The following is an 18,507-nucleotide window of genomic DNA, read 5'->3' as shown; positions in this document are numbered from 1 at the left end:
GCGCAGGGACGGGCCGTCGGAGGGCCGGGCTCAGCCGGGGTGGGTCATCGACATGACGTCGAGGGCGCTGTCGAGCTGCTCCTCCGTCACCTCGCCGCGCTCGACGAAGCCGAGGTCCACGACCGACTCTCGGACGGTGATCCCCTTGGCGACCGAGTTCTTCGCGACCTTGGCGGCGGCCTCGTAGCCGATCACCTTGTTGAGCGGCGTGACGATCGAGGGGGAGGACTCGGCGAGGGCGCGGGCGTGCTCGACGTCGGCCTCGAGGCCGTCGACGGTCTTGTCGGCGAGCAGCACGGCGGAGTTCGCGAGCAGGCGGATCGACTCCAGCAGCGCCGTCCCCATGACGGGGATCGCGACGTTGAGCTCGAAGGCGCCCGAGGCGCCCGCCCAGGCGATGGTGGCATCGTTGCCGATCACGCGCGCGCAGACCATGAGGACGGCCTCTGGGATCACCGGGTTCACCTTGCCGGGCATGATCGAGGATCCGGGCTGGAGGTCGGGGATCCGCAGCTCTCCGAGGCCGGTGTTGGGGCCGGAGCCCATCCAGCGGAGGTCGTTGTTGATCTTGGTCAGGCTCACCGCGAGCACGCGCAGCGCTCCGGAGGCCTCGACCAGCGAGTCCCGCGCGCCCTGGGCCTCGAAGTGGTTGCGGGCCTCGGTGACGGGCAGGCCCGTCTCCTCCGCGAGGCGCGCGATGACCTTCTGCGGGAAGCCGGCGGGGGTGTTGATCCCGGTGCCGACCGCGGTGCCGCCGAGCGGGACCTCGGCGACGCGGGGGAGCGCCGACTGCACGCGCTCGATGCCGAGGCGGATCTGCGCGGCGTAGCCGCCGAACTCCTGGCCGAGCGTGACGGGGGTGGCGTCCATCAGGTGGGTGCGGCCGGCCTTGACGACCTCGGCCCACTGCTCCGCCTTGACCTCGAGCGACTCGGCGAGCTGCTCGAGCGAGGGGATCAGCGACTCGATGAGCGCGCCGGTGACGGCGACGTGGACCGAGGTGGGGAACACGTCGTTGGAGGACTGCGAGGCGTTGACGTGGTCGTTCGGGTGCACGGTGCGGCCGAGGGCCGTGGTCGCCAGCGAGCCCAGCACCTCGTTCATGTTCATGTTCGAGGACGTGCCCGAGCCGGTCTGGTACACGTCGATCGGGAAGTGCGCGTCGTAGCCGCCCCCGACGACGAGGTCGGCCGCGTCGGCGATCGCCGTGGCGATGTCGGCGTCGAGCACGCCCAGCTCGGCGTTGGCCAGCGCCGCCGCCTTCTTGATGCGGGCGAGGGCCGCGATCTGGGCAGGCTCGAGGCCCGCACCGGAGATCGGGAAGTTCTCGACCGCCCGCTGGGTCTGCGCGGCGTAGAGGGCGTCGCGGGGGACCCGCACCTCGCCCATCGTGTCGTGCTCGATGCGGAAGTCGCCGGAGTCGTCGGTCGGGGAGTGATCCACCACGCTGTGTTCGTCCTTGTCTGATCGGTTGGTGCTGTGCTGTCCGGAGCCGCTCACGCGGGATCCGATCCCACCGCGCTCGGAGCGGCGGCGGAGGAGGCCGAGCCGGAGTCGCGCTCCAGCTCGGAGACGTAGGGGCTGAGCTCGGGCGGATCGATGCCGAGCACGACATCGGACATCACGGTGCCGTCCGAGAGCCGGTAGTTGGCGCCCACGAGGGCGAGCCGCCCGGTCGCGACAGCGTCGGCGATCAGCGGGGAGCGCTGGAGCAGCTCGGCGACCGTGTCGCGCAGGTGCTCGCGGCCGACGGCCAGCGCGTCGGTCGCCGACGGGTCGACGAGCACGCGGCCGTCCGGCTGGGCGCCCACGAGGCGGCGCACCGCGGGGATGATCGGCTCGATCAGGTGCTCGATGTGCGGGGGGAGCCGCTCGGCGCCGGGCGCCTGCGACTGGATCGCTGCCCGGACCGCTCCGCACTCGTCGTGGCCGAGCACGAGCAGCACCTTCACGCCGAGAACGGCGACGCCGTACTCCAGCGAGCCGATGATGGAGTCGGCGATCACCTGGCCGGCGTTGCGGACGACGAAGAGGTCGCCGAGCCCCAGGTCGAAGATGATCTCGGCCGCGAGGCGGGAGTCGCTGCAGCCGAAGAGCGCGGCGAGCGGGGCCTGAGCGGCGGCGAGCTCGGCGCGGCGCTCGACGTCCTGGCGGGGGTGGCGGGGCTCGCCGGCGACGAAGCGCTGGTTGCCGCGGAGCATCTCCTTCCAGACCCACGCCGGCGGGCGGGACTCGCGGGGGACGGTGCTGCTGGTTCCGAGGCTCATCGGGACTCCTCCTGGCCGATCTGCGGGGTGATGGCGTCCACGACCAGGCGGATCTCGTCCGTCGGGGCCGTGCCGTAGACGAGGTAGGTGCTGGAGCCCTCCGTCGTCTCGAGTGCGTAGGGCGTGTTGCCGGTGTCGTCGCCGGAGTCGCGGTGGTCGTAGACGGTCCAGTCGCGGCCGTCGATCGTCTCGACGCCGGTCGCCGCCCGGCGGTCGAGCTGCGTCGCGACCCAGGCCGCGTCCGCGTCGAGCCCCTGGCTCAGGCCGATGTAGCCCGCCTTCGGGGTGATCAGGCCGACGTACCAGTAGTCGGTGCCGTTCTCGCGGCGGAGCTCGGCCGCGTTGGCCTTCCAGCCGTCGGCCAGGGAGGGCACGGCGAGCGTCTGCTCCTCGCCCAGCTGGACCTGTGCGGCGACGCGGGGGACGTCGACCGAGGAGAGCTCCACGGTGTCGCCGCGGGGGACGAGCAGGACGATGAGCGCTACGGCGCCGACGGTCGCGAGCAGCGAGAAGACGAGGTTGTTGACCGTCTTGCGCTGACGGTAGAGCCGGGAGTTCTCGGCCTTGCGTGCGGCCGTTTCGGCCGCCGTCTCCGGGCGCCCGAGCTCGGCGACGACCCGCGCGGGCTTCGCGCGGCTCATCCGGCGGCCGCCCCTCCGGAGCGGGCCGCGTCCAGCCGGGCGCGTGCTCCGATCAGCCACTCCTCGCAGCGGGCGGCGAGGGCCTCGCCGCGCTCCCACAGGGCGAGCGAGCGCTCGAGGGTGGAGCTGCCCTGCTCGAGCTCGGACACGACGCGGACGAGCTCGTCGCGCGCCTGCTCGTAGGAGAATCCCGAGACGTCGGAGTCGGTCGCCGGGGCGTCGGGGGAGTCGGGCATGGGTCTGATCCTATCGATCGGGGCTGAGGGGGACGGGTGGCGCGGCGGGCTCAGGACCGGCCGGCGGGATCGCCGGTGGGCCCCTCGGAGCGGGCGCCGACGGCCCCCTCCGCGAGCGTGAGGACGAGTGCGCCGCCGGCCGGTGCGTCGCCGGGCGCCCGGACGACGTGCCCGGCCGCGTTCTGGACGATCGCGTAGCCGCGGTCGAGGGTGTGCTGGGGGGAGAGGGCGCGCAGGTGGCCGTGCAGGCGCTCGACCTCGAGGTGCGCGCGCTCGAGGCGGCGGTCCACCAGCTCGGCGCCGCGCGCCACCCAGCGGGTCAGCTCCTCGGAGTGCCGGTCGACCAGGACGTGCGGCTGGGCGAGCACCGGCCGCGAGCGCAGCTGCGAGAGCCGGTCGATCTCGTGCGAGACGAGCCCGCTCACGCGGCCGGTCATCCGCAGCCGGGCCTGCTGCACGCGCAGCAGCTCGTCGGAGACGTCGGGCACGACCCTCTTCGCGGCGTCGGTGGGAGTGGAGGCGCGCAGGTCGGCGACGTCGTCGAGCAGCGGGCGGTCGGCCTCGTGGCCGATCGCGCTGACGACCGGAGTGGAGCAGGCGGCGACGGCGCGCACGAGCGCCTCGTCGCTGAAGCCGAGCAGGTTCTGGAAGTCGCCGCCTCCGCGGGCGATCACGATCACGTCGATGCTGTCGTCGGCCTCGAGGGTCCGCAGGGCCGAGAGCACCTCCGGGACCGTCCGGTCGCCCTGCACGGCCGAGTGGACCACCCGGAAGCGCACCGCCGGCCAGCGCAGCTGCGCGTTCCGCAGCACGTCCTTCTCGGCGTCCGAGTCCTTGCCGGTGATGAGGCCCACGCCGTGCGGGAGGAACGGCAGCGGCTTCTTGCGGGAGGCGTCGAACAGCCCCTCCGACGCCAGCTGCCGGCGGAGCCGCTCGAGCTTCTCGAGCAGATCGCCCAGGCCGACGTGGCGCATCTCGAAGACCTGCATCGAGAGCGTGCCGCCCTTGACCCAGTAGTTGGGCTTCACCAGCGCGATGACCCGATCGCCCTGCTTGAGGTCGGCCGGGAGGCGGCTCCGCACCGACGACCAGACGGTGAAGCCGACCGTCGCGTCTCCGGACAGGTCCTTCAGCTTCCCGTAGACGTTGCCGCCGGACTCGCCCCACTGGGTGATCTCGCCCTCGACCCACGCGGTCCCGAGGCGCTCGATCCAGCCCTTGATCTTGCTGGCGAGCAGGCCGACCGGCCAGGGTGCGTCGGCGGTGGGTGGGGCGTCGGTCATCGCTGCCTCTGCTCGGAGGGACGGGGGGGAGCGGGAGTGCCCTCCCGCGACGACAACGGTACGGGACGGGTCCGACACCGGGACGGCCCGGGCACAGGATGCACCACGTAGAATCAGGGGGTGAGCCAAGTCCCGATCAGCCTGCCCATGCCGCGCATGCCCCGCGCCACAGGGCGTCTGCGCGACGTCCCCGTCGAGGGCCGCAAGCGCGTCCTCCTCGCCGCGCCCCGCGGCTACTGCGCCGGAGTCGACCGCGCGGTCGTCGCCGTCGAGAAGGCCATCGAGCACTACGGTGCCCCGGTCTACGTGCGCAAGCAGATCGTGCACAACGTGCACGTCGTCTCCACGCTCGAGAGCCAGGGCGCCATCTTCGTCGACGAGGTCGACGAGGTGCCCGAGGGATCGCACATCGTCTTCAGCGCGCACGGCGTTTCACCGGCGGTCGTCCAGGGCGCGGCAGACCGCAATCTCCAGGCGATCGACGCGACCTGCCCCCTGGTGACGAAGGTGCACCGCGAGGCCGTCCGCTTCGCGCGCGACGACTTCGAGATCCTCCTCATCGGCCACGAGGGCCACGAAGAGGTCGAGGGCACCGCGGGCGAGGCTCCCGATCACGTCACCCTCGTCGGCAGCCCCGACGACGTGCCGAACATCGTCGTGAAGGACCCGGACAAGGTCGTCTGGCTCTCGCAGACGACGCTCTCGGTCGACGAGACGATGGAGACGGTGCGCCGTCTCCGCGAGCGCTTCCCCAACCTGCAGGACCCGCCGAGCGACGACATCTGCTACGCCACGCAGAACCGCCAGGTCGCGATCAAGAAGGTCGCCGCGGGCGCCGAGCTGGTCATCGTCGTCGGCTCCGCGAACTCCTCCAACTCCGTGCGCCTCGTCGAGGTCGCCCTCGAGTACGGCGCGAAGGCCGCCTACCGGGTCGACTACGCGAGCGAGATCAAGCAGGAGTGGCTCGAGGGCATCCGCACCGTCGGCGTCACCAGCGGCGCCTCGGTGCCCGAGGTGCTCGTCCAGGAGGTCCTCGACGACCTCGCCGCCGCCGGGTACGGCGACGTCGAGGAGGTCAAGACCGCGGAGGAGGACCTGATGTTCTCGCTCCCCAAGGAGCTGCGCAAGGACGTCGCCGGCAAGCGCGACGCCCGCGGCGTCGGTGGACGCATCAGCGCGGGAGCGGGCGCCTAGAGCGTTCCGGCCCGGACACGGAAGAGGCCGCCCTCCCTCGGGAGCGGCGGCCTCTTCCGTGTGCGGTGGAACGGGGATCGACGCTAGACGTCGGTGCCGGCGCCGCCCTGCGAGCCCGACATGCGCGTGACGTACTCCGCGAACGTCGGGTCGCCCAGGATGGCGATCGCCGCGACGATCAGGGAGAGCAGCACGGTCGCCGCGATCCCGAGGATCGGGACGAGCACGGCGCGCTTGCCGGCGCGGAGCCGCCGGATCGAGATCCACACCGCGAAGGCGACGATCAGCGACTGCGCGAGCGCCACCACGACGCCGAGGATCCGTGCGAGCTCCGGCGACGCGTAGGTGCCGATGCCCTGGGAGCGGTAGAGCTCCTGGAGGGTCGTCGCGAAGCTCGAGGGATCGAGCAGCGTCGGCACGGCGAAGAACACGCCGAGCGCGAGCAGCACGATCGTGAGCAGGCGGTCGACGGGATGCGCGACCGGCTTCGCGGCCGGAGCGGTCGCGGGCCTCGGATCGGTCTCCGACCCCCGCGGGTCGGGGACGACCACGGCGTCCTCCGGCGGCTGCCACGACCAGCCGGGCGGCGCGTACTCGCCGTACTGCGGCTCCGGACGCCTGTCGCCCGGCTGATCGTGTGCGTTCGTCACGGAGCGGTGCCCTACTTCCCGGAGTTCCCGGCCGAGCCGAGCTGACGGGTCGCCTCGGCGACGCGCGCGGCCATCGCGGTCTCGGCGATCTTGCCCCACGAGCGCGGGTCGTAGACCTTCTTGTTGCCGACCTCGCCGTCGACCTTGAGGAAGCCGTCGTAGTTCTTCAGCACGGTGTCCGCGACGGAGCGGCTGAACGCGTATTGCGTGTCGGTGTCGATGTTCATCTTGACGACGCCGTTGCGGACCGCCTCGGCGATCTCCTCGTCGGTCGAGCCCGAGCCGCCGTGGAAGACGAGGTCGAGGGGGAGCGCACCGGTGCCGTACTTCGCCTGCAGGCCGTCCTGGATCTCGCGGAGCAGCTCCGGGCGCAGTCGGACGTTGCCCGGCTTGTAGACGCCGTGGACGTTGCCGAAGGTCAGGGCGGCCATGTAGCGGCCCTGCTCGTCGAAGCCGAGGGCCTCGACGGTCGCGATCGCGTCGTCGAGCGTGGTGTAGAGGTGCTCGTTGATGTCGTGCGAGACGCCGTCCTCCTCGCCGCCGACGACGCCGATCTCGACCTCGAGGATGGCGTTGATGTTCTTGACGCGCGGGAGGATCTCCTTCGCGATGGCGAGGTTCTCGTCGAGCGGGATCGCGGAGCCGTCCCACATGTGCGACTGGAAGAGCGGCTCGCGACCGGCCTTGACCTCCTCCTCGGAGGCGGCGATCAGCGGGTAGACGAAGCCCTCGAGCGCGTTCTGCGGGCAGTGGTCGGTGTGGAGCGCGACCGTGACCGGGTAGTTCTTGGCGACCTCGGTCGCGAACCTCGCGAAGGCGATCGCGCCTGCCGCGCGGTTCTTCACGGTGTGGCCGGCGAAGTAGTCCGCGCCTCCGGTGGTGACCTGGATGATGCCGTCCGAGCCCGCCTCGGTGAGGCCCTGGAGGACCGCGTTGATCGTCTGCGACGACGAGACGTTGAACGCCGGGTAGGCGAAGCCGCCCGCCTTCGCCTTGTCGAGCATCTCTGCGTACTGGTCCGGGGTAGCGACGGGCATGGCATCTCCTTTGACGGATGAACGAAGGGGGGTCGGGCGAGGCCCGCGTCGCGGACGAGTCTAGCGAGGCGCCCCTCCGCGGTCCCTCCGCCCGTGGAGGGCCCTGGACTAGGCTTCGGGCAGGGATGGGGATCCGCTCCGCGGGTCCTGCGACGACGTGCACGAACTCGACGACGAAGGACTCCGCTCTGTGATCGACAACGTTTCGCTCTACCTCCACCCCGACCGCAACCTCGGCATGGAGCTCGTCCGCGCCACCGAGGCCGCCGCGATCCGCGCCGTGCCCTTCATCGGCAAGGGCGACAAGAACGCCGCCGACGGCGCAGCGGTCGACGCCATGCGCACCTTCCTCGGGACCGTGAACTTCGACGGAGTCGTCGTGATCGGCGAGGGCGAGAAGGACAACGCGCCCATGCTCTTCAACGGCGAGCACGTCGGCAACGGCTCGGGGCCCGCCGCCGACATCGCCGTCGACCCGATCGACGGCACCTCGCTGACCGCCGCCGGGCGCCAGAACGCGCTCTCGATGATCGCCGTCGCCGACCGCGGCGCGATGTTCGACCCCTCCGCCGTGTTCTACATGGAGAAGATCGTCACCGGGCCCGAGGGCGTCGGGATCATCGACATCCAGCGCCCGATCGGCGAGAACATCCGCGCCCTGGCCCGCGCCAAGCGCAAGCCCGTCGAGGAGATGCGCATCGCGGTGCTGGACCGCCCGCGCCACGCTCAGCTGATCGAGGACATCCGCGCGGCCGGAGCCGGCACGCGCCTCCTGCTCGACGGCGACGTCGCGGGCGGCATCAACGCCGCTCGCCACGACTCCCGACTCGACATGTGCGTCGGCACCGGAGGCACGCCCGAGGGCATCATCACGGCCTGCGCCATCCGCGCGCTCGGGGGAGTGATCCAGGGCATCCTCCGCCCGAAGGACGACGACGAGCGCCAGCGCGCCATCGACGCCGGGCACGACCTCGACCGCGTGCTCCACGCCAACGACCTCGTCCGCAGCGACAACACCTACTTCGTCGCGACCGGAGTGACGAACGGCGGGCTCGTGAAGGGCGTGCGCAAGGAGGGCCACGTCATCACGACGGAGTCCATCGTGCTGCGCTCCCGCTCGGGCACCATCCGCCGCGTGACCGCCCAGCACCTCGCGGAGAAGTGGGTCTAGGCCGTCACCGTCTGTCCGAGACGCCGCCCCGCCGCTGAGGCGCCGCCCCGCTGACGGCGCCTCGGCGAGAGCGGTGGCGTCTCGGCGTGTGATGCGCGATAGAACGTCGGCCTCGATCATCACCAGGTGAGCGGGCGGAGCCGCGGCGGGTCTCGATGCGCGTCGCGGGCGCTCCTCCGGCGAGCCGCGGAGGCGGAGTGCCGTCGTGAGCTGCGGTCGTCCGGGTGTCGAGCCGGATGGACGGCGCCGCTCGCGCCCGGCCTGCACGCCCGGTGCTCGCTCAGCGAGAACCCGGGACCCTACGCGCTCCGCTCGGACTCGTCGTCCGCGGCGAGCAGCTCGACGGCGGTGAGGCGGCGCGGCGAGGAGGCGACTCCTCCGACCGGGGCGATGACGCGCGACTCGTCGAGGGAGTCGAACTGGCGCGCGGTGACCAGCACGCGGCTCTCGAGCGAGCCGGCGAAGGCGTTGTAGGAGTCGACCGTCTTCTCGAGCGAGCGGCGCAGGCCCTCGGCGTGGTCGGCGAGGGTGCCGAGACGGGCGTAGAGCGTCTTGCCGAGGTCGAGCAGGCGCTTGGCGTCGTCGGTGAGCACGTCCTGCTGCCAGGTGTAGGCGACGGTCTTCAGCACCGACCACAGGGTCACGGGCGAGGCGAGGGCGACGCGCTTGCGGAACGCGTACTCGAGCAGGCTCGGGTCGGCGTCGAGCGCGCTCGCGAGCAGCGGCTCGCTCGGCACGAACGCGATGACGAACTCGGGGCTCGCCGGGAGACCGGTCCAGTAGGAGCGGGCGGCCAGCGCGTCCACATGGCCGCGGAGGGCGCGGACGTGCGCGCGCAGGAGCCCCGCGCGCCGCGCCTCCTCCTCTCCGCCGGCGCCCGCGGGGATCGCGCTCGCCTCCAGGTACGCGTCGAACGGCACCTTGGCGTCCACCGCGATCGCCTTGCCGCCGGGCAGGCGGACCACCATGTCGGCGCGGCCGCGGCCCGCCTCGCCCTCGAGCCCGAACTGCACGTCGAAGTCGACCCGCTGGGTGAGCCCGGCGGCCTCGACGACGTTCCGCAGCTGCGTCTCGCCCCAGGCGCCGCGGCTCGTGGTGGAGCGGAGCGCGGACGCGAGGGTCTCGGTCGTCGAGCGCAGCTGCTCGCCCGCCGCCCGCTGTCCCTCGAGCTGCTCGGTGATCGCCCCGAACTGGGCGGCGCGCTCGCGCTCGAGCCGGCCGACCGCCTCCTGCATGCCGCGCAGGCTCTCGGCGACGGGGGAGAGGGTCTGCAGGATGCGCGCGTCGTGCCGCTCGCGCTCGGCGACGACGCGCAGCTGCTCCTGGAGCTCGCGGATCTGGTCGCGGGCGGAGCCGAGGTGCTCGCGGTGCTGCTCGACGACGGCCTCGTGGCGCTCCTCCAGGCCCTCCGCGCGTGCGCGGGCCGTCGCGAGGTCGAGGGCGAGGGCGGCGTCGGGCGTGCGGGAGCGGGCGAGGAGGACGGCGACGACTCCCGCGAGGAGCGCGCCGACCACCAGGCCGAGGACGAAGGAGAGATCCATGCCGCCGATGACACCACGCACCTCCGACATCGAGCGATCGACGCGCCACGCCCACCGAACGAGGGCCAGGACGCCCTGCGACCGCCTCGTAGACTTCGCGATCATGGGGAATCACCACCGCTCATCGCGCCTGCTCACGGCCGCGCTCGCTCTCGCCGTCGGGCTCGGCACCGCCCTCGTCCCGATCACCTCCGCCTCCGCCGCCGAGGACGCGCCGTCGACCGTCTCGGTCGAGACCGGCGCTCTCGACGCGTCCCTCGACCGCGCCGACCTCGGCGTCCCGGACCAGTCGACGCAGTACAGCGCCGAGGAGACGAAGAGCTTTCGCGCCGGCTTCATCGTCAGCGACGCCCAGTTCTTCGACGGGGACGCGCTGAGCACCGGTCAGGTGCAGTCGCTCCTGAACGAGAAGGGCAGCCCGTGCTCCACCGCCGGCACCGCCCCCTGCCTCAAGAACTTCTCGCAGGCGACGCCGTCCAAGGCGGCGGACGCGATGTGCAGCGCCTACCAGGGCTCCGGCAGCGAGTCGTCGGCCTCGATCTTCACGCGCGTCGGCCTGGCCTGCGGCATCAACCCGCTCGCCCTGGTCGTGCTCGTGCAGAAGGAGCGGAGCCTCGTCACCGACGCGACGCCCAGCCCCGAGGACTACGCCAAGGCGACCGGCTACAACTGCCCGGACACCGCGGCGTGCGACCCCGGCTCGGCGGGCTTCTTCACGCAGGTCTACAGCGCGGCCCGCCAGTTCAAGCGCTACGCCAACCCGCCCGGCTCCGGCTCGAACTTCACCACCTACGCTCCGGGCACGACGCCGAACGTCGCCTACTACCCGAGCACCGCGTGCGGCTCCTCGCCGGTCACCATCCGCAACCAGGCCACGGCCGACCTCTACTACTACACGCCGTACCAGCCCAACGACTACGCGCTCACCGGCTCCGGCAACGCGGCCTGCGCGACCTACGGCAACATCAACTTCTGGTACCTCTTCAGCGACTGGAACCCGAACGGCACCCTGGCCAACGCCGGGATCGCCCCCGCGGGACGCGTCGACGCCCCGCGCATCTCGGGCAGCACCCTGAGCGTGTCCGGCTGGGCCGTCGATCCGACGACGCAGCAGGCCGCGCTGACCACGACGGTCACGGTGACCGGCCCCGACGGCACCCGCACGGTCCGCACGCAGACCGCGAACGGCGACCGCGGTGACATCCCGGGCGAGTACTCCGTCGCCGGCCGCGCCCACGGCTTCGGCGCCACCACGCCCGTCTCGGCACCCGGCACCTACCAGGTCTGCGTCTCCGCCGACTCCGTCGACTGGAACCGCTGGGTCGGCACGGGCGACTCCCGGGGCCCCGGCCGGAAGGATCTCGGCTGCTCGTCCGTGAGCACGTCGGCCGGGATCGACGTCTCGCGCCTGGCCGGCACGGACCGCCAGGGCACCGCCGTCGCGATCTCGAAGGCCGTCTTCCGCACGAACGTCCCGGTCGTCTACATCGCGACCGGCGCCAACTTCCCCGACGCCCTGAGCGCCGCCCCTGCCGCGGCCAAGCAGGGCGGTCCGCTGCTCCTGGTCGACCGGGACTCGATGTCGCAGCCCGTTCGCGACGAGCTCAGCCGGCTCAAGCCGGCGAGGATCGTCGTGGTCGGCTCCGCACTGAGCGTCGGCGACGGCCTGCTGAACCAGCTGAGGTCCTACTCGCCGACGGTGGACCGCATCGGAGGGAAGGACCGCTACGACACGTCCAGGCTCATCATCCAGAGCGCGTTCTCGGGCGGCTCGACGCGGGCCTGGCTCGCCACGGGCGAGAAGTTCCCCGACGCGCTCGGCGCGAGCGCCGCGGCCGGCTCCGTCGACGCGCCCGTCGTCCTCGTGAACGGCACCGGCAGCACGGCCGACGCCGTGACGAAGGGCATCCTCTCGAAGCTCAAGGTGCAGAACCTCACCATCGCGGGCAGCCCCCTGTCGGTGAGCGAGGGGATCAAGAACTCGCTTCCGGTGCCGACGATCACCCGCATCGGCGGAGTCGACCGCTACGACACCTCGGAGCAGCTGAACCGGGCAGCCTTCTCGAGGGCCAAGACCGTGTTCCTGGCGACGGGCGAGAATTTCCCCGACGCCCTCGCCGGAGCCACGGCGGCGGGCTACTCGAACAGCCCGCTGTTCGCCGTGCCGACGAACTGCGTGCCCCGCGCCGTCCTGACCGACATCGCGAAGTCGGGAGCTCAGCGGGTCGTCCTCCTCGGCGGTCCCACCACCCTCTCGGAGGACGTCGCGCGGCTCACCCCCTGCGGCTGATCGCCCGCGACCCCGCCACTAGCGTGGAGGGATGACCCCGACCGCACCGTCCCCGACCGGCCTCCGACGCCGGCGGGGCGGTGCGGTCGTCGTCGTCGCGGCGCTGGTGGCACTTCTGCTGGGAGGCTCCGTCGACGGCACGCGCCTCGCAGCGGTGCCGTCCGAGCCGCAGACCGTCCGGCTGTGGACCTTCCTCCAGCCGGGCCCCGTCGCGGCCGACTTCGACCCGGGCGACCTGATCTCCGACGAGGTCTTCTTCGCCGGCGACGCGCTCGGACCGCTCACGGTGCAGGCGTTCCTCGACGCCCGCGTCCCCGACTGCGCGGGCGGGCCGGTGCCGTGCCTGCGCGACTACGCCGAGGACACCGCGGCGATCACGGCCGACGAGCAGTGCGATGCGCTGCCCGCCGGACGCGACGTCCCGGCAGCGGAGATCATCACCTCGGTCGCCGGCGCGTGCGGCGTGAATCCGGCCGTCCTCCTGGTGCTGCTGCAGAAGGAGCAGTCGCTCGTGACCGATCCGGAGCCGAGCGAGCGGCAGTTCCGCAGCGCCACGGGCTACGGCTGCCCGGACACCGCCGACTGCGACACGGACTCCTACGGCTTCGCGGCGCAGGTGTACGGAGCGGCGTGGCAGTTCCAGCGCTACCGGAATCCGGACTCGAGCTTCGACTGGTACCCGGTCGGCGCGGCCAGCGACGTCCGCTACTCCCCGGACGAGTCCTGCGGCACCGCCCCGGTGACGATCGCCAACGCGGCCACGGCGGGTCTCTACTACTACACGCCGTACCAGCCGAATGCGGCGGCGCTCGCGAACCTCTACGGCGAGGGCGACGACTGCTCGGCCTACGGGAACCGGAACTTCTGGCGCATCTTCAGCACCTGGTTCGGCGACCCCCGCGGCTGAGCCGATCGTCTCGAGCCGGCTCGGCATGACGGACGTCAGGCGGCGACGGGGGCCTTCGGGCGCAGGCGCTTCACGGAGACGCCGGCCAGCTCGCCGAGCTCGGCCATGCTCGCGGCGCCGTGCCGCCGGGCCGCGTGCACGACGATCGCGGCGCACGCCTCGGCGTCGGCCGACGCGTCGTGGTGGCGGAAGTCCTCGAAGCCCGCGGCCATGGCGACGACGGGGAGGCGGTAGGAGTCGAGCTCGTACGTCTTGCGGGCGAGCTGCAGCGAGCAGAGGTAGTCGTACTCGGGGTGCTCGAGGGAGGTCGCCGCGCAGGCTGCGCGGATGACGCCCATGTCGAAGCCGGCGTTGTGCGCGACGAACACGTCCTCGCCGGCGAAGGCCGCCAGGTCGGCGAACTGGTCGACCCAGGAGGCGGCGGCGTGCACGTCGTGCTTGCGGATGCCGTGGATCCGCGTGTTCCACTCGAGGAAGTCGTCGTACCCCAGCGGCGGGCGGATGAGCCAGCCGGCGCGGTCGACGACGCGGCCGTCGCGGACCTTCACGAGCCCGACGGAGCAGGCGGAGGCCCCGTGCGAGTTGGCGGTCTCGAAGTCGATGGCGGTGAAGTCGATGGGCACACTCCAGCCTCTCACGCACCTCCGACGCCGCAGGGAGCGTCGCGCGCGCGTCGCCACGAGCGGGCGGGAGCACCCGCCGGCCGCGGGCGGGCGCCTCCCGTTCCTCCGCGCCCCGCCCGCCCGGCCCTTCCGCCGCCACGCCGTAGGATGGATGCCCGTGGCTCTCACTATCGCAATCGTCGGTCTCCCCAACGTCGGCAAGTCGACGCTCTTCAACGCACTGACCAAGAACACGGTGCTCGCGGCGAACTACCCGTTCGCGACGATCGAGCCGAACGTGGGTGTGGTGAACCTGCCCGACTCCCGCCTCGAGGTGCTCGCCGGGATCTTCGGCTCCGAGCGCATCCTCCCGGCGCCCGTCTCCTTCGTCGACATCGCCGGCATCGTGCGCGGCGCGTCCGAGGGCGAGGGCCTGGGCAACAAGTTCCTCGCGAACATCCGCGAGGCCGACGCCATCGCGCAGGTCATCCGCGGCTTCGAGGACTCCGACGTCGTCCACGTCGACGGCAAGGTCGACGCCGCCAGCGACATGGAGACGATCAACACCGAGCTGGTCCTCGCCGATCTCCAGACCCTCGAGAAGGCCGAGGCCCGCTACGAGAAGGAGCTCAAGGGCAGGAAGATCGAGCCGATCGTGGTCGAGACCGCGAAGAAGGCGCGCGAGTTCCTCGACCAGGGCAAGCCGCTGTCGGCCTCCTCGATCGATCTGGAGCCGATCCGCGAGCTGGGCCTGCTGACCGCCAAGCCGTTCATCTACGTCTTCAACGTCGACGAGGCCGTGCTGACCGACGACGCCCGGAAGGCCGAGCTCGCGGCCCTCGTCGCGCCGGCGAAGGCGATCTTCCTCGACGCGAAGATCGAGTCCGAGCTGATCGACCTCGACGAGGCCGACGCCGCCGAGATGCTCGAGTCGACCGGCCAGACGGAGTCGGGCCTCAACCAGCTCGCGACCATCGGCTTCGACACCCTGGGCCTCCAGACGTACCTCACGGCCGGCCCGAAGGAGACGCGCGCCTGGACCATCGGGAAGGGCTGGACCGCGCCCCAGGCCGCCGGTGTCATCCACACCGACTTCCAGAAGGGCTTCATCAAGGCCGAGATCATCTCGTTCGACGACCTCGTCGAGACCGGCTCGATCGCCGAGGCCCGCGCGAAGGGCAAGGCCCGCATCGAGGGCAAGGACTACGTGATGCAGGACGGCGACGTCGTGGAGTTCCGCTTCAACGTGTAGGACGGCCGCGCTCGGCTCGAGGCGCCCGGTGCGCTCGGAACCCCGGATCCGCGAGCCGGGCGCTTCTGCACGGAGGTGCGGGATCGCCGACCCCGGGAGTCCGACACGAGGCCGGTCACGTCCGCGGACGTCCGCTCCGCCCGTCAGTTCAGCACGTCCCCGATCAGCCAGCTCGACAGCCCGACGAGGGTGCAGACGCCGACGACCACCCAGGCGACGGTCCGGCGGACCGAGCGGGAGACCGCCTCCGAGCTGCGGGGAGTGGGACGCAGCGGCGCCGTGTACGAGGGCGGGACGGTGTAGGTCCGGGCCGGCGGGAGGAGTCGGGGGAGAGTGACCGGACGGCCGTCGACCCACTCGGCGGGCAGCTCCGCGGCCTTCGCGGCCTGCAGCGTGAGCTCGACCTTGAGTGGGGATCCGCGGAGGGAAGCGTAGGCGGCGGCGGTGAGGCCGAGGCTCGCGAGGTGGCGGAGGGTCGGGGTGAAATCCGCCGAGAGGGTCGGGGAGAGCTCGCCCACCCGCTCGCCGTCGAGACGGAGCTCGACGAGGTCGCCGGCCGGGTGCAGGGTCACCAGCAGCATGCCGCGGCCGCTCAACGGAACGACCGTCGAGAGGCGGGCGAAGTGCTCGTCCTCGCGCAGGACCGGCAGGCCCCGCGACCAGGGGAGGATCGAGTGGCGCTCGACGGGCGGCTCGTTGAGCGGCACGAGCAGCTCGGGGGCGACCAGGGCGACGCGGAGGACGGCCCGCAGGCCCTCCTCGCCGCGCTCGACCCGGAGGCGCGCGGTCGTGACCGGGACGGCTCCGCTCGCCACGACCCGGTCGAGAGCGGCCCGGTGGGCGGGGGCGTTCGGCAGGTAGCCGAGGACGCGGCCGCCGGCCCGGACCGAGACGGCGTCGAGGCCGGTGGGGTGGTCGGGCTCGGGGATCAGGTCGACCTCGAGGGTCCGCTCGTCGATCTCGCCCTGCTCGAGCGTGCGGCCGATCAGATCGGCGATCTCCTCGATCCGCTCGGCCTCGGCGAGGGCGTCGACGCTCGGGGCGCCGTCGGCGTTCGGGAGCCGGTAGTCGACGCGCTCCGTGACGGGGGTGACGGGTGCGTCCCGCACCACCGCGGCACTGTCCTGCGCGGAGCGGCGCGCCCCGGTGAACCGCCTGCAGTCCCACCAGCGCATCTCGGCCGCATCGGCCTCGTCGCGGTACCAGCCCGCCGGCGCACCCTCGTCCATCGACCCCCCCCGTTCCTCCGGCGAACGAGTCTACGAGGAGGGCGGGAGCGTCAGAGACCCGGGTCCGTGGCGGCGGGATCCTGGGGGGCGAGCGCGGCCGCGGGCTCTCCCGAAGCGGGGCCGCTCCACGCACCGGACTCGTGCGCCCGAGGGCCGGCGATCCACTCCAGAGCCTCGCGGACGAGCATCCGGACGTGACGCGCGTGGCCGATGGTGACGGGGGCGGGATCCTCGAGGACCTCGAGCAGGCGGTGCAGCACGGCACGGCTCTGCAGTCGTGTCATGGGCCTCACGGTAGGGGCCCGGTCGCTCGGACGGTAGTGCCGATCCGCGACAGCGCACCCGTCTAGGCTCGCCACATGACTCGTCTCGACGGTGCCGTCGTCCTCGTCCTCGGAGCCTCGGGCGGCCTCGGCCGCCTCCTGGCCGATTCGCTGGAGGCGCGCGGTGCCGTCGCGGTGCGCTCGGGGCGCGACTCCGCGGCGCTCGGCGAGGCACCCCTGGTCGCCGACCTGCGCGGGGAGGACGAGCCCCGGCGCGTCGTCGCCGAGGTGCTCGAGCGGCACGGGCGCCTCGACGGCGTCGTCGTGGCCGCGGGCGTCGTGGCCTTCGGGCCCTCCGCCGAGCTCGATCCGGCCGTTCTGGAGGAGCTCGTCGAGGTGAACGCGCTGGCGCCGATCCGGGTGCTGACCGCCGCGCTGCCGTCGCTCGTCGCGTCGGCGGGCGAGGGGCGCGAGCCGTTCGCGCTGACCATCAGCGGCGTGGTGGCGGAGGCTCCGACCGCGGGACTCGCCGCGTACTCCGCCTCGAAGGCGGCACTGCACTCCTTCGTGAAGGCCTCGGCCCGTGAGTACAAGCGGGCGGGCGTCCTCCTGCTCGACGCGCGCCCCGGCCACACCGAGACCGAGCTGTCCCGGCACCCTCTCGCGGGAGTCGCGCCCCGCTTCGGCGCGGGTCTGGCGCCGCAGGACGTGGTCGACCGGCTGCTCGACGCGGTCGAGGGCGGCGAGACCGACCTGCCTCCTGCGGCGTTCACCGGCTGACGCCGTCCCGAGACGAGGCGGAGCCGGTCGATCCTCGCGGGAGCGCCCCGGATCGAGCACTGCAGGCTCGGCTGCGTACAGCCGCCGTGATCAGCCTGCGCATCCGGCGGCCGGGACCGCGATCGGCGCGGCAGCCCGTCCGACCGTCCTCCCCGCAGACGCGGGGATACCCGCCGTTCACCGGAGCGTCGCACGGGCGCACTAGCGTCCCTCCGTGCCCGACACCGCCGATGACGCCCTCCGTCCCACTCCCGAGCTGCTCCGCACGCTCACGCCCGCCGACGCGCGGGACCTCGTCGTGCTGGACGAGGACGACGACGATCCGGTGCTCCTGCGCCGCGACGGCACGCAGATCGACACCTGGCGCGAGGGCTACCCCTACGACGAGCGGATGTCGCGCGAGGAGTACGAGGCGGGCAAGCGCCTCCTCCAGATCGAACTGCTGAAGCTGCAGAACTGGATCAAGAAGCACGGGCGCCGACTCGTGGTCGTGTTCGAGGGGCGCGACGCCGCGGGCAAGGGCGGCACCATCAAGCGCTTCACCGAGCACCTCAACCCGCGCGGAGCCCGCGTGGTCGCGCTCGAGAAGCCGACCGAGCGCGAGGCCGGTCAGTGGTACTTCCAGCGCTACGTCTCGCACCTGCCGGCCGCCGGCGAGATCGTCCTCTTCGACCGCTCCTGGTACAACCGGGCCGGCGTGGAGCGCGTGATGGGCTTCTGCACGCCGGCGCAGTACGACGAGTTCATCCGCCAGACGCCGCTGTTCGAGCGGATGCTCGTCGGCGACGGCATCGACCTGGTGAAGCTGTGGTTCTCGGTCTCGGCGGAGGAGCAGCGCACCCGGTTCACGATCCGCATGATCGACCCCGTGCGCCAGTGGAAGCTCTCGCCGATGGACCTCGCCTCGCTCGACAAGTGGGGCGACTACACCGCGGCCAAGGAGGCGATGATGGCGGCGACCGACACCGCCGACGCTCCCTGGACCATCGTGAAGAGCAACGACAAGAAGCGCGCCCGGCTCGAGGCCATGCGCTACGTCCTGAGCCTCTACGACTACGACGGACGCGACGAGGAGGTCGTGGGCCCGCTGGGTCCGGACCCGCTGATCGTCGGATCGGCCGCGGACGTGTACGAGCGCGGCGAGCACGCCGCGACGAGCTGACC

18 protein-coding genes are annotated in these 18,507 nt (G+C 72.4%); 7 read left to right on the top strand and 11 right to left on the bottom strand.

The features are described 5' to 3' along the window. Positions 1–30 precede the first annotated feature (30 nt). From C5B93_RS01030 to xseA, 5 genes are read right to left on the bottom strand one after another with little or no spacing between them, the layout of a single operon-like run. The gene (locus tag C5B93_RS01030; RefSeq protein ID WP_104224420.1) at positions 31–1,446 is read right to left on the bottom strand and encodes an aspartate ammonia-lyase; all 1,416 of its coding nucleotides are present in this window, start codon (positions 1,444–1,446) and stop codon (positions 31–33) included. A gap of 50 nt (positions 1,447–1,496) precedes the next feature. Beyond that, on the bottom strand, positions 1,497–2,267 hold the full coding sequence (locus C5B93_RS01025) for a carbonic anhydrase (protein WP_208543312.1): 771 nt from the start codon (positions 2,265–2,267) through the stop codon (positions 1,497–1,499). Beyond that, a complete protein-coding gene (locus tag C5B93_RS01020; RefSeq protein ID WP_104291553.1) occupies positions 2,264–2,908 on the bottom strand; it encodes a DUF4245 domain-containing protein in 645 nt (214 codons plus the stop codon). The genes C5B93_RS01025 and C5B93_RS01020 overlap by 4 nt, the downstream gene beginning before the upstream one ends. Next, positions 2,905–3,144: an exodeoxyribonuclease VII small subunit gene (locus C5B93_RS01015; protein ID WP_104224418.1), complete on the bottom strand. Its 240-nt coding sequence runs from the start codon at positions 3,142–3,144 to the stop codon at positions 2,905–2,907. Before C5B93_RS01015 ends, C5B93_RS01020 begins: the two co-directional genes overlap by 4 nt. A 50-nt stretch (positions 3,145–3,194) precedes the next feature. Continuing rightward, positions 3,195–4,427 carry an exodeoxyribonuclease VII large subunit gene (xseA, locus tag C5B93_RS01010; RefSeq protein ID WP_104291552.1) on the bottom strand — a complete coding sequence of 411 codons (1,233 nt, stop codon included), beginning with the start codon at positions 4,425–4,427 and terminating at the stop codon, positions 3,195–3,197. A gap of 147 nt (positions 4,428–4,574) precedes the next feature. On the opposite strand from xseA, the gene C5B93_RS01005 reads away from it, so the two are divergent. Then, on the top strand, positions 4,575–5,621 hold the full coding sequence (locus tag C5B93_RS01005) for a 4-hydroxy-3-methylbut-2-enyl diphosphate reductase (RefSeq protein ID WP_104224416.1): 1,047 nt from the start codon (positions 4,575–4,577) through the stop codon (positions 5,619–5,621). Between the two features lie 83 nt (positions 5,622–5,704). Here the strand turns inward: C5B93_RS01005 and C5B93_RS01000 are convergent, their stop codons facing one another. Further along, complete coding sequence (locus tag C5B93_RS01000) at positions 5,705–6,271, bottom strand: DUF6264 family protein (RefSeq protein ID WP_104224415.1); 567 nt, start codon at positions 6,269–6,271, stop codon at positions 5,705–5,707. A gap of 11 nt (positions 6,272–6,282) precedes the next feature. Continuing rightward, positions 6,283–7,308, bottom strand: coding sequence for a class II fructose-bisphosphate aldolase (gene fbaA, locus C5B93_RS00995; RefSeq protein ID WP_104291551.1), 1,026 nt, complete (start codon positions 7,306–7,308; stop codon positions 6,283–6,285). A gap of 238 nt (positions 7,309–7,546) precedes the next feature. On the opposite strand from fbaA, the gene glpX reads away from it, so the two are divergent. After that, complete coding sequence (gene glpX / locus C5B93_RS00990; protein ID WP_097165697.1) at positions 7,547–8,479, top strand: class II fructose-bisphosphatase; 933 nt, start codon at positions 7,547–7,549, stop codon at positions 8,477–8,479. A gap of 299 nt (positions 8,480–8,778) precedes the next feature. Here the strand turns inward: glpX and C5B93_RS00985 are convergent, their stop codons facing one another. Then, the gene (locus C5B93_RS00985) at positions 8,779–10,020 is read right to left on the bottom strand and encodes a DNA recombination protein RmuC (RefSeq protein WP_219812324.1); all 1,242 of its coding nucleotides are present in this window, start codon (positions 10,018–10,020) and stop codon (positions 8,779–8,781) included. 103 nt (positions 10,021–10,123) lie between these two features. Here C5B93_RS00985 and C5B93_RS00980 point away from each other — a divergent pair, with 103 nt between their 5' ends. Next, positions 10,124–12,310, top strand: coding sequence for a cell wall-binding repeat-containing protein (locus C5B93_RS00980; protein WP_104291550.1), 2,187 nt, complete (start codon positions 10,124–10,126; stop codon positions 12,308–12,310). 31 nt (positions 12,311–12,341) lie between these two features. Beyond that, a complete protein-coding gene (locus tag C5B93_RS00975) occupies positions 12,342–13,217 on the top strand; it encodes a hemagglutinin (protein WP_104262474.1) in 876 nt (291 codons plus the stop codon). A 35-nt stretch (positions 13,218–13,252) separates the two neighbouring features. On the opposite strand, the gene C5B93_RS00970 is transcribed toward C5B93_RS00975, so the two are convergent. Next, the gene (locus C5B93_RS00970) at positions 13,253–13,840 is read right to left on the bottom strand and encodes an exonuclease domain-containing protein (protein WP_104224410.1); all 588 of its coding nucleotides are present in this window, start codon (positions 13,838–13,840) and stop codon (positions 13,253–13,255) included. Between the two features lie 157 nt (positions 13,841–13,997). Between C5B93_RS00970 and ychF the strand changes: the two genes are divergently transcribed. Then, entirely contained in the window at positions 13,998–15,071 is a 1,074-nt protein-coding gene (gene ychF / locus C5B93_RS00965) for a redox-regulated ATPase YchF (protein ID WP_104222958.1), read from the top strand. A gap of 143 nt (positions 15,072–15,214) precedes the next feature. On the opposite strand, the gene C5B93_RS00960 is transcribed toward ychF, so the two are convergent. Together C5B93_RS00960 and C5B93_RS00955 are read right to left on the bottom strand one after the other, a co-directional pair. Further along, positions 15,215–16,300: a hypothetical protein gene (locus C5B93_RS00960; RefSeq protein WP_104291549.1), complete on the bottom strand. Its 1,086-nt coding sequence runs from the start codon at positions 16,298–16,300 to the stop codon at positions 15,215–15,217. A gap of 50 nt (positions 16,301–16,350) precedes the next feature. Next, a complete protein-coding gene (locus tag C5B93_RS00955; protein WP_146078402.1) occupies positions 16,351–16,584 on the bottom strand; it encodes a hypothetical protein in 234 nt (77 codons plus the stop codon). Between the two features lie 75 nt (positions 16,585–16,659). On the opposite strand from C5B93_RS00955, the gene C5B93_RS00950 reads away from it, so the two are divergent. Beyond that, on the top strand, positions 16,660–17,343 hold the full coding sequence (locus C5B93_RS00950; protein WP_104291548.1) for an SDR family oxidoreductase: 684 nt from the start codon (positions 16,660–16,662) through the stop codon (positions 17,341–17,343). A 301-nt stretch (positions 17,344–17,644) separates the two neighbouring features. Further along, on the top strand, positions 17,645–18,505 hold the full coding sequence (ppk2, locus tag C5B93_RS00945) for a polyphosphate kinase 2 (RefSeq protein WP_244229668.1): 861 nt from the start codon (positions 17,645–17,647) through the stop codon (positions 18,503–18,505). Positions 18,506–18,507: the final 2 nt, after the last annotated feature.

The sequence above is a fragment of the Rathayibacter sp. AY1A2 genome (genome assembly GCF_002930935.1).
Classification (GTDB): Bacteria; Actinomycetota; Actinomycetes; order Actinomycetales; family Microbacteriaceae; genus Rathayibacter.
Note: the sequence above shows the minus strand (reverse complement) of the source record. Positions and strands in the feature narration are given on the sequence as shown.